General features: G+C 69.6%; 10 protein-coding genes. 7 read left to right on the forward strand and 3 right to left on the reverse strand.

The window, feature by feature from the left end:
• The first annotated feature begins 141 nt into the window (after positions 1 to 141).
• Genes ACFE87_RS03020 through ACFE87_RS03040 form a run of 5 tightly spaced genes read left to right on the forward strand, consistent with a single transcriptional unit; the run spans position 142 to position 5,444 of the window.
• On the forward strand, positions 142 to 1,347 hold the full coding sequence (locus ACFE87_RS03020) for an aspartate aminotransferase family protein (protein WP_375458180.1): 1,206 nt from the start codon (positions 142 to 144) through the stop codon (positions 1,345 to 1,347).
• Positions 1,344 to 2,291, forward strand: coding sequence for an ornithine carbamoyltransferase (gene argF, locus ACFE87_RS03025; protein WP_375458128.1), 948 nt, complete (start codon positions 1,344 to 1,346; stop codon positions 2,289 to 2,291). The genes ACFE87_RS03020 and argF overlap by 4 nt, the downstream gene beginning before the upstream one ends.
• Positions 2,288 to 3,271 carry an Hsp33 family molecular chaperone gene (locus tag ACFE87_RS03030; RefSeq protein WP_375458129.1) on the forward strand — a complete coding sequence of 328 codons (984 nt, stop codon included), beginning with the start codon at positions 2,288 to 2,290 and terminating at the stop codon, positions 3,269 to 3,271. The genes argF and ACFE87_RS03030 overlap by 4 nt, the downstream gene beginning before the upstream one ends.
• A 5-nt stretch (positions 3,272 to 3,276) precedes the next feature.
• Positions 3,277 to 4,389, forward strand: a complete 1,113-nt coding sequence (locus tag ACFE87_RS03035; RefSeq protein WP_375458130.1) for an acyltransferase family protein — start codon at positions 3,277 to 3,279, stop codon at positions 4,387 to 4,389.
• Positions 4,386 to 5,444, forward strand: a complete 1,059-nt coding sequence (locus ACFE87_RS03040; protein ID WP_375458131.1) for a DUF2332 domain-containing protein — start codon at positions 4,386 to 4,388, stop codon at positions 5,442 to 5,444. Before ACFE87_RS03035 ends, ACFE87_RS03040 begins: the two co-directional genes overlap by 4 nt.
• 8 nt (positions 5,445 to 5,452) lie before the next feature.
• Here the strand turns inward: ACFE87_RS03040 and argE are convergent, their stop codons facing one another.
• From argE to ACFE87_RS03055, 3 genes are all read right to left on the reverse strand, one after another.
• Positions 5,453 to 6,613 carry an acetylornithine deacetylase gene (gene argE / locus ACFE87_RS03045; protein WP_375458132.1) on the reverse strand — a complete coding sequence of 387 codons (1,161 nt, stop codon included), beginning with the start codon at positions 6,611 to 6,613 and terminating at the stop codon, positions 5,453 to 5,455.
• 13 nt (positions 6,614 to 6,626) lie between these two features.
• On the reverse strand, positions 6,627 to 7,019 hold the full coding sequence (gene apaG, locus ACFE87_RS03050; protein WP_375458181.1) for a Co2+/Mg2+ efflux protein ApaG: 393 nt from the start codon (positions 7,017 to 7,019) through the stop codon (positions 6,627 to 6,629).
• 94 nt (positions 7,020 to 7,113) lie between these two features.
• Positions 7,114 to 8,949 (reverse strand): ABC-F family ATP-binding cassette domain-containing protein, encoded by a 1,836-nt coding sequence (locus ACFE87_RS03055; RefSeq protein WP_375458133.1) that lies wholly within the window; start codon positions 8,947 to 8,949, stop codon positions 7,114 to 7,116.
• 218 nt (positions 8,950 to 9,167) lie between these two features.
• Here ACFE87_RS03055 and paaG point away from each other — a divergent pair, with 218 nt between their 5' ends.
• The gene (gene paaG, locus ACFE87_RS03060; protein WP_375458134.1) at positions 9,168 to 9,944 is read left to right on the forward strand and encodes a 2-(1,2-epoxy-1,2-dihydrophenyl)acetyl-CoA isomerase PaaG; all 777 of its coding nucleotides are present in this window, start codon (positions 9,168 to 9,170) and stop codon (positions 9,942 to 9,944) included.
• The gene (gene paaI, locus ACFE87_RS03065; protein ID WP_375458135.1) at positions 9,941 to 10,396 is read left to right on the forward strand and encodes a hydroxyphenylacetyl-CoA thioesterase PaaI; all 456 of its coding nucleotides are present in this window, start codon (positions 9,941 to 9,943) and stop codon (positions 10,394 to 10,396) included. The genes paaG and paaI overlap by 4 nt, the downstream gene beginning before the upstream one ends.
• Positions 10,397 to 10,438: the final 42 nt, after the last annotated feature.

The following is a 10,438-nucleotide window of genomic DNA, read 5'->3' on the forward strand; positions in this document are numbered from 1 at the left end:
ATCCGGCAGCAGGCTTCGCCCTTGCTCGATGCGGTCTTCATTGACAACGCGGTCTCGCGCAATAGATTCCAGGGCGGTGCCGCCTCCGAGGCGGCGCTTTCGTTTTCGGGCCGGTTGCGGCCTGCCACGGAGGATCATGCCGTGACCTCGTCGATTCTGCCGGTCTATGCGCGCGCGCCCCTCACCTTCGAGAGCGGAGAGGGCGCCTGGCTCGTCACGGACGACGGACGACGTTTCCTCGATTTCGGGGCCGGTATCGCCGTGAACGCGCTCGGCCATAGCCACCCGCATCTGGTCAAGGCCCTGCAGGAGCAGGCGGCCAAGATCTGGCATATCTCGAACCTCTACCAGAACCCGGCCGGCGAGCGCCTTGCGAAGCGCTTGGCGGACGCCACCTTCGCGGATGTCGTGTTTTTCACCAATTCCGGCGCCGAGGCGCTGGAAGCCTCGATTAAGATGGCCCGGAAATATCATGCCGCGAAGGGCGATCCGGACCGGTTCCGGATCATCACCTTCGAAGGCGCCTTCCACGGCCGCACGCTCGCGACCATCGCGGCCGGCGGACAGAAGAAGTATATCGACGGCTTCGGTCCCAAGGTCGAGGGTTTCGACCAGGTGCCGTTCGGTGACGATGCGGCGCTGAAGGCCGCGATCGGTCCGGCCACGGCCGCGATCCTGATCGAGCCGCTGCAGGGCGAAGGCGGCATCCGGCCGGTCCCGCCGGAGCGGCTGCGCGCGCTGCGCCGGCTCTGCGACGAGCGCGGCATGCTGCTCGTCCTCGACGAGGTCCAGACCGGCGTCGGACGCACCGGCAAGCTCTTCGCCCATGAATGGGCCGGGATCGAGCCGGACATCATGGCCGTCGCCAAGGGCATCGGCGGCGGCTTCCCGATGGGTGCCTGTCTCGCGACCGCCGAGGCGGCTTCCGGGATGACGGCCGGCACGCATGGGACGACCTTCGGCGGCAATCCGCTCGCCATGGCGGTCGGCAACGCCGTGCTCGACATCGTGCTGGCGGATGGGTTCCTGGACCATGTCCAGCAGATGGCGCTCCTCCTCAAGCAGCGGCTCGCCTCGCTGAAGGACCGCCACCCGGCCGTGATCGCGGAGATGCGGGGCGAGGGCCTGATGATCGGCCTCAGGCTCCATGTTCCGAACACGGAGTTCGTGAAGGCGGCGCAGGCCGAGGAGCTGCTCGTGATCGCGGCCGGCGACAACGTCGTCCGCCTCCTGCCGCCGCTCACCCTCACGGATGCGGACGTGCTGGAAGCGGCCGAGCGCCTCGACCGGGCCTGCACGGCGCTCGAGGACGCGATGCGGCCGCCGGCACAAGGGGCCGCGGCATGAGCGGGCCGCGGCATTTCCTCGACCTTGCCGATTTCTCCGGGTCCGATCTCCGCCACGTCCTCGACCTCAGCGCCGGCCTGAAGGCTCGGCGCCGCCGCGGGGAGGTGCCGACGGAACGCCCGCTCGCCGGCAAGACGCTCGCTATGATCTTCGACAAGCCGTCGACCCGGACGCGCGTCTCCTTCGACGTCGCGATGCGGGAACTCGGCGGCGAGACCATCATCCTGACCGGGCACGAGATGCAGCTCGGCCGCGGCGAGACCATCGCGGACACCGCGCGCGTCCTGTCGCGCTACGTCGACGCGATCATGATCCGCATCCTCGACCACGAGACGCTGACCGAGCTCGCGGCCCATGCCACCGTGCCGGTCATCAACGGGCTCACCAAGACCTCGCATCCGTGCCAGATCATGGCCGACGTCCTTACCTTCGAGGAGCATCGCGGGCCGATCCGGGGCCGGACCGTCGCCTGGACGGGCGACGTGAACAACGTCCTGACCTCCTGGGTTCAGGCCGCCTCGCTCCTCGATTTCCGCCTGAACGTGGCTGCGCCGGCTGAGCTCGTGGCCGAATCGGAGATCCTGTCCCGGGCCGTGCAGGGCGGCGCGATCCACGTGCAGGCCGACCCGTTCGAGGCCGTGGCCGAGGCGGACGCCGTCGTGACCGACTGCTGGGTCTCGATGGGCGACGAGGACAAGACGAACCGGCACAACCTGCTCGCCCCCTACCAGGTCAACGGACGCCTGATGGCGGCGTCGCGGCGCGACCCGATCTTCATGCATTGCCTGCCGGCTCACCGCGGCGAGGAGGTCACCGACGAGGTGATCGACGGCCCGCGTTCGGTCGTGTTCGACGAGGCCGAGAACCGCCTCCACGCCCAGAAGGGCATCCTGGCGTGGTGCTTCGGCGCGGCCGAGGAAGGCTCCGGAGCACGCGCGGCATGAATCCGGACCGGCTCGAGGGAGCCGACGACGTGGTCCTTCCCTTCTCCGTGGAGCCGCTCGACATACGCGGCCGCGCGGTTCGGCTCGGCGACGCGCTCGATACGATGCTGGCTCGCCACCATTATCCGGACGCCGTCGCGCGCGTCGTCGGCGAGGCGGCAGTGCTGACGGCACTCCTCGGCTCCTCGCTGAAATTCGAGGGCCGCTTCCAGCTCCAGACCAAGACCGACGGCCCCGTCGACATGGTGGTCGTCGATTTCGACGCCCCGGACCGGCTGCGCGCCTATGCCCGGTTCGACGCCGCACGGGTCGAGGCGGAAGGGGCGCGGCCCGCGACCGGCGATCTCCTCGGCAGCGGCATCCTGGCCATGACGATCGACCAGGGAACCGATGCAAGCCGCTACCAGGGCGTCGTCGCACTGGAGGGGGGCGGGTTCGACGCCGCCGCGCATCAGTATTTTCGGCAATCCGAGCAGATCCCGACCCGGGTCAGGCTCGCGGTCGCGGAGGAATTTGCGGAAGGGCGGCGGCGGTTTCGGGCCGGCGGCCTCCTGATCCAGTTCCTACCCTCTTCGCCCGAACGCGCCCGCGCCGCCGACCTGCCGCCGGGCGACGTGCCGGAGGACCATGCCGCCTCGCCCGAACCCGGCGAGGACGATGCCTGGCTCGAGGCAAAGGCGCTCGTCGACACCGTCGAGGATCACGAACTCGTCGATCCGCAGGTGTCGAGCGAACGCCTCCTCTACCGGCTCTTCCACGAGCGCGGCGTGCGGGTCTTCGAGCCGCAATCGTTGCGGGAGGTCTGCCGCTGCTCGCGGGAGCGCATCATCACCATGATGCGGACCTTCTCGCCGGAAGACCGGCGCGACATGATCGGCGAGGACGGCCGCATCGGTGTCACCTGCGAATTCTGCTCGCGACTCTACGACCTCGAACCCTCCGAGGTGGAGGCCGAGGTCGCCGCCTCGGACGCGGGCTAACGCGCTTGGGCCGACCTGAGGACGATGCTGGGCGCGGACTTGCTCCGGATGCACGGATCGGCCCGGCGCTCGGTCGGCAACACGCCCTCGACGGCCTGCGCGGTCTCGCTGCTCTCGCGGTCGCGATCGCGCATTGCAACCTCGCCGTTACCGGAACGGACGTCTGGGCCGCGCGTCTTCGCGACTTTCACGATCTTCCAGTCGCGAGCCTCGCCGGTCGCTTGTTCTACGTCGTTTCTCCTGGCGATGCGGCCGTGACGCTCTTCTTCGTGCTCAGCGGCTACGTCCTGTGGAGCGCCTTCGCCCGACACGGCACGACGACCCTGGCCGATCTGCCGGACTATACCCTGCGCAGAGCTTACAGGCTCATGCCGGTCGCGATCGTCAGCGCGATCCCGATCGGCTTCGTGGTGAACGCGTCCGCCTTCGACCTCGCCCGCACGATGCTGCTCCTGACGAATGATCTCAACGGCGTTCTCTGGACCCTTCAGGTCGAGGTGGTCGGCAGCTTCCCGATTTTCCTGGTCCGGATCATGGTGGGCGAGTCGCGTGCCGGGCTCGTCGGCTCCGTCCTTGTGGCGCTCGCCCTCTCCTACCCGCTGCGCGCCTTCTCCTCCGCGCTCTTCCTTCCAGCCTTTCTCCTCGGAGCGCTCGTGAGCGCGAGTCCGGCGCGGTGGTGGACGTCGCGCGCGCTCCTGGGCGCGAGCGTCTCCGGGCTCGCCCTGGCGAGCCTCCTCTTCTCCCATTCCGTCCGGGCGCGCTATGTTGAGATGGCGGCCGCGGCAGCGGTTATCGCCTGCACCCTGGTCCGACCGCTGGCTGCTCTAAAGGCTCCGCAGGTCCAGTTCCTGGGGGCCGTCAGCTACCCGTTCTACCTGACGCATGGCACGACCCTTCTTGCGGCCCAGCATCTCGGACTCGTGACAGGCATCGGGAACGCGGCCGGCCGGATCGTCGCCTATGTCCTCTTGACGGTTCCGGTCGCGCTCGCAGCGGCGTGGCTCCTGCATGTGCTGATCGAGGCGCCCGCGATGCGGTTTCGCCCCCGCCTCGGGACGGCGCGGATCCAGGGAAAGCCCGGGGCCGCACGATCGGCGGCAGGCCAGGCCCGACCATGAGGACACGGGAAGCCGCTGTCCGAACCGCGTTCCGGGCTCAGAAGGGCTGGTGCGAGAAGTTGGGGTCGCCGTTCACGGCGCGCTTATGCGACGTCTTTGCGGAGCGGCTCGACCGGTCGACGGCGCTCGGTCGACGCATGCTCGATTGGCCGGGCGAGCCGGACGCGCTGCACGACTCGGTGCCGCTCCGCATTGCCGGCGGACTCCACGCCCTCGTTCGCCGCGGCCGCCTGCCCGACCTCGCGGCGTTCTATCCACCTGGAGCCCTGCCAGAGCCGAATATGCTCTGGCAGACCGTGTCTGCGGCGCTGGCCGAAGCCGGAGACGAAGTCGAGGGCTGGCTCGACCTCCCGCCGCAGACGAACGAGGTCGCCCGCTCCGCCGTTCTGATGTCGGGCTACGTCGTCGTCGCGTCCCGGACCGGGCTACCTCTCTCCCTGTTCGAACTCGGCGCGAGCGCCGGGCTGAACCTGCTCGCGGACCGCTACGCCTGCCGGCTCGGCTCCCGTTTGGTCGGCCCGTGCGACTCGGCCGTCCGGCTGGAGCCGGCCTGGACGGGACCGGACCTGCCGGCCGCGACGCCCGTCATCGCGCGCCGGCGCGGGGTCGACCTCAACCCGCTCGACGTCACCACGGCATCGGACCGGGAGCGGATGGCGGCCTATGTCTGGCCCGACCAGAGCGAGCGGCTCGCCCGGCTCGAGGCGGCGCTGGCGATCGCGGTCGCCGAACCCCCGACGCTCGACCGGGGCGATGCGGGGGATTGGCTCGAATGGCAGTTGGCGAGCCAGCCGACGCCCGGCCTCGCCCGTGTGGTCGCGCATTCGGTCGCCTTCCAGTATTTCCCGGCCGCGACCCAGCGGGGCATCTCAGCCCTGATCGAGGAGGCTGGAGAGGCCGCGACCTCGGCCAGCCCACTCGCCTGGCTGCGCTACGAGACCGATTCCGATCACGGTGGCCGCACCACGCTCCGGCTCAGGCTCTGGCCGGATGGTGACGACGCGCTCCTCGCCTTCGCCGATCCGCATGCCCGCTCGGTCCACTGGCAGGGCTGAGCGAGGCGCTATTCCGCCGCGCAGCGGGCGATGAGGCGGTCCAGGAAGACGCCGCCTTCGGCAAAGGCGTCGAGGGTGATATACTCGTCCGGCTGATGCGCCTGATCGATCGAGCCCGGCCCGCAGACGACGGTCGGGATCCCGGCCGCCTGGAAATGGCCGGCCTCCGTGCCGAAGGGCGCGGTCCCGGTGGTGGTCCGGCCGGTGAGGTCGAAAGCCAGGCGCTCCGCCCGGGAGCCGGGATCGGGTTTCAGGCCCGGCACCAGGATTTCCCACTCGGTCTCGATGCGGCCGAAATCGCCGTGCCGGTTCAGCCGCTCGCGCAGCACCCGCTCGACCGCAATCGCGAAACGGTCCGGGATCTCGTTCGGATCAAGATCGGGCAGCCCGCGAAACTCCCAGGAGATCAGGCAGTCCTTCGCCAGGATGTTGCGGGCCGTGCCGCCCGTGACGATGCCGACATGGATCGTCGTGTAGGGCGGACGGAACCGTCCGGACGGGTCGCCCCGCCCCTCCATCTCGTCGGCCAGGCGATTCAATTCGGCGACGAGATCGCCGCCGGCCATCACGGCCGAGCCGCCGATCTGCGGCATCGAGGAATGCGCCTCGGTCCCGTGAATCCGCGTCATGAAGGTACCGACGCTCTTGTGGGCGTCCACGACCGCGAGGCTGGTCGGTTCACCGACGATCGCCGCGACCGGCATCGGCAGGTCGTGGCCGAAGCGCCGGATCACGTCCGTCGAACCCAGGCAGTTGATCTCCTCGTCGTAGGACAGGAGGACGTGGATCGGCGTCTTCAGCGACGCGGCTTTACCCTTCGCGAGCGCCGCGAGAGCGAGCGCGTCGAACCCCTTCATGTCGACGGTGCCCCGCCCGATGGCGCGGCCCTCCGCGACCCGGAGCCGGAACGGGTCCGCCGTCCAGCTCTGGCCCGTGACCGGCACGCAATCGGTGTGGCCGGAGAGGACCACGCCGCCGCGATCCGACGGTCCGACGGTCGCAAAAAGGGCGGCCTTGGTGCCGTCGCGATTCGATACCTGCAGGAACGGCACGCCGATCTCGTCGAGATAGGCGGCGACCGAGGAGACGAGGTCGAGATTCGAGCGGGTGCTCTCGGTGTCGAAGCCGACGAGACGCTCGAGCAGCGCGAGCCCGGACGGGTCGGTCATCCGGCGCGGATCCTCAATGCACGACCCGCTTCACGAAGGGACTGTCGAGCGAGAAGGCCGGAATCTCGGCCCGAAAGGCCTCGCCGTTCTCGAGCGTCATGGTGTAGTCGCCCGCCATCGTGCCGTCCGGCGTCGTGAGCGGGCAGCCGCTCGTATAGGTGAAGCTTTCGCCCGGGCCGAGCACCGGCTGCTTGCCGACCACGCCCGCACCCTTCACCTCCTGCACCGCGCCGCGCCCGTCGACGATGCGCCAGTGGCGCGAGCGGAGCTGCACGCGGTCGGTCGTCATGTTGGTGATCTCGACCGTGTAGGCGAAGAAGAACTTGCCCTTGTCGGGCTGCGATTCCTCCTCGACGAAGCGCGGCTCCACGGTCACCCGGATGCCCCGCGTCACGGCCTTGTACATGATCGGGGCTCCCTGCATTCGATTCTCGCCTGCTGGAAGGCAGCGCGGATCATCATCACGAGCCGGGAGTGACCGCAAGGTCGAGGCCGTACGGTCACGCCCCGATCTCCTCGCGCAGGATCTCCAGTTCCAGCCACTCGGTTTCCGCCGCCTCCAATTCGCTGGCCCGTCCGGCGAGCGATGCCGAGGCGGCCTGAAAGGCGGCTGGATCGCGCGTGAAAAGGATCGGATCGGCAAGCCGGGCCTGAAGCTTCGCGATGTCGGCCGAGAGAGTCTGGATCCGCGAGGGCAGCGTCTTCAGCGCATGCAACTGGTGGAAGCTCAACCGCCGCCGGGCGGCCGTGCCTGAACCGTCGGCCTGGGCGGACGACTCCGCGACCGGTCGGGCATTCGATGCCGCCTCCGACTTCGGCGCGACAAGGGCGCTCCGCGCGAGATCGGAGCCACGCTGCGCCAGCATGTCGGTATAGCCGCCCGCATATTCCGCCCAGCTGCCCCGGCCCTCGGGCGCGATGACCGAGGTCGCGACCCGGTCCAGGAAATCGCGGTCGTGGCTGATGATGAGGATCGTGCCGGAATAATCGGCCAGCATCTCCTCCAACACGTCGAGCGTCTCGAGATCGAGGTCGTTCGTCGGCTCGTCCAGGACGAGGAGGTTCGACGGCTTGGCGAGCGCGCGCGCCAGCATCACGCGGCCGCGCTCGCCGCCCGAGAGGACGCGAAGCGGCGTGCGGGCCTGTTCGGGCGAGAACAGGAAGTCCTTGAGGTAGCCCATCACGTGTTTCGACTGCCCGCCGACCGTGACGGTGTCGCCGCGCCCGCCCGTCAGCGCCTCCATCAACGTCGCGTTCGGGTCGAGGCTGTCGCGGCGCTGATCGAGCGCCACGGCCTCGAGCCCGCTGCCGAGCCGGATCGCCCCGGAATCCGGCGGCAGCTCGCCCGTGAGGATCTTGATCAGCGTGGTCTTGCCGGCCCCGTTCGGCCCGATGATCCCGACCCGGTCGCCGCGATGAACCCGGATGGAGAACCCGTCGATGATCGGCCGTTCGCCGAAGCTCTTCGTGACCGCCTTCGCCTCGATCACGAGGGTGCCGGAGGCCTCCGCCTCGGCCGCCGCGAGCGTGGCCGAGCCCGTCGCGCGCCGCGCCGTCCGGCGCTCGGTCCGGAGCGTCCGGAGTTCCTCCATCCGGCGCACGTTGCGCTTGCGGCGGCCGGTCACGCCGTAGCGGACCCAATGCTCCTCGGCGACGATCTTTCGGTCGAGCTTGTGCCGCTCGGCCTCCTCCTCGGCGTAGATCGTGTCCCGCCAGGCCTCGAACTCGCCGAAGCCGCGCTCGATCCGGCGCGTGCGGCCGCGGTCGAGCCAGACGGTGGCGCGGGACAGGTTCTGCAGGAAACGGCGGTCGTGGCTGATCAGGACCTGGGCCGAGCGCCGGCTCTTCAGCTCGGCTTCGAGCCATTCGATGGTGGCGAGGTCGAGATGGTTCGTGGGCTCGTCGAGCAGCAGGATGTCCGGCTCGGGCGCGAGCGTGCGGGCGATCGCGGCACGACGCGCCTCGCCGCCGGAGAGGTCGCCCGGCCGCTCCTCGCCGGAGAGGCCGAGTTCCGACAGGAGGTAATGGGCCCGGTAGGGATCGTCGGAGGGGCCGAGCCCGGCCTCGACATAGGACAGGACCGTATCGTGGCCGCCCATATCCGGTTCCTGCGGCAGGTAGCGGATGGTGGCGCCGGGCTGGGCGAAGCGCTCGCCCCGATCGCTCTCGGCGAGGCCGGCGGCGATCCGGAGCAGGGTCGACTTGCCGGATCCGTTGCGGCCCACGAGGCAGACGCGCTCGCCCGCCCCGACCGACAGGTCGGCGCTTTCGAGGAGCGGCGTTCCGCCGAAGGTGAGGGCGACGCCCTGAAGCGTGAGGAGGGGTGGAATGGCCATCAGCAGGCCGCGATCATGCGGCGACGGGTCGAGCTGAGCTGCATCACCTGGAAGGTGCGGGTCGCCGGGAGGAAGGTCATGCGGCAGCCCTAGCGCGGAATGGCGGAGCGGTCAGCCCCGGGCAAGGCTCGCCACCAGCCCGGCCTTTCCGCCAGGCGGGCGCGGCGCTACACACCCGGCCGAGGCCGCACGGGCGAGCCCTCGCGGAGGAGACGCGCTTGGACCCGATCCTCGTCCAACGACGTGACGGCTGGAGCCTCGTGACGCTGAACCGACCGGAGCGGCTGAATGCCTTCAACGCCGAGATGCACGGGGCGCTCGCGCGAGCGCTCGACGCGATCGAAGCCGACGATGGCTGCCGGGCCGTGCTCCTCACCGGCGCCGGCCGGGGTTTTTCGGCCGGTCAGGACTTGGAGGCGGTCGGGCGCGACACGAAGCTCGGCGACACGCTCGAGCTTTTCTACAATCCGCTGATCCGCCGCATCCGGGCGCTCCGGAAACCGGTCGTCTGCGCCGTGAACGGCGTCGCGGCCGGCGCGGGCGCGAATATCGCGCTCAGCTGCGACATCGTGCTCGCCGCCCGCTCGGCAAAATTCATCCAGGCCTTCGCCAAGATTGCGCTCGTGCCGGATTCCGGCGGCACCTACTTTCTGCCGCGCCTCGTCGGCGAAGCCCGAGCCCGGGCGCTGGCGCTAACGGGAGAAGCCGTGACGGCCGAACAGGCTGCCGACTGGGGCATGATCTGGAAGATGGTCGAGGACGAGGCGCTGCGGCCCGAGGCGGAGCAGCTCGTGCTTCACCTTGCGACCCAGCCGACGGCGGCGCTTGCGCTCATCAAGCAGGCTATCGACGCCTCCGCCACGAACAATCTCGACCAGCAGCTCGACCTCGAACGCGACCTTCAGAAACAGGCCGGCGCCATGCCGGATTTCAGGGAGGGCGTGCAGGCCTTCCTGGAGAAGCGACCAGCCCGGTTCACGGGGCGCGGGGCATGAGCGACGCTCCCGACGACGACGGCCCCGACCTCGACCTCGACCTCGACGCGATCGCGCGAGCATCGGCCGACGCGATGTGGGCCGAGGACCGGGCCAGCATCGGACTCGGCATCAAGCTGATCGATGTCGGATCGGGCTACGCTCTCCTCAGCATGGAGGTGACCGAGGCCATGACCAACGGCCACGGTACCGCCCATGGCGGCTTCATCTTCGCGCTGGCGGATTCGGCCTTCGCCTTCGCCTGCAACTCGCACGGGGACAAGGCGGTCGCGCAGCATTGCACGATCACCTATCTCCGGCCCGGCCGTCTGGGCGACCAGCTCGTAGCCTCCGCGCACGAAGTCGCTCGCGAGGGCCGCTCAGGCATCTATGATATCAACGTTTCTGTCGGCGACGAGACGGTCGCCGAATTTCGCGGCCATTCGCGGACCGTAGGGGGACGTTGGGTCTGACCACGCGTCCCCCAAGGGATCATCCGTTCATGCCGGCGAAAG

The sequence above is a fragment of the uncultured Enterovirga sp. genome, from assembly GCF_964242715.1.
In the GTDB taxonomy this organism is placed as follows: Bacteria; Pseudomonadota; Alphaproteobacteria; order Rhizobiales; family Beijerinckiaceae; genus Enterovirga.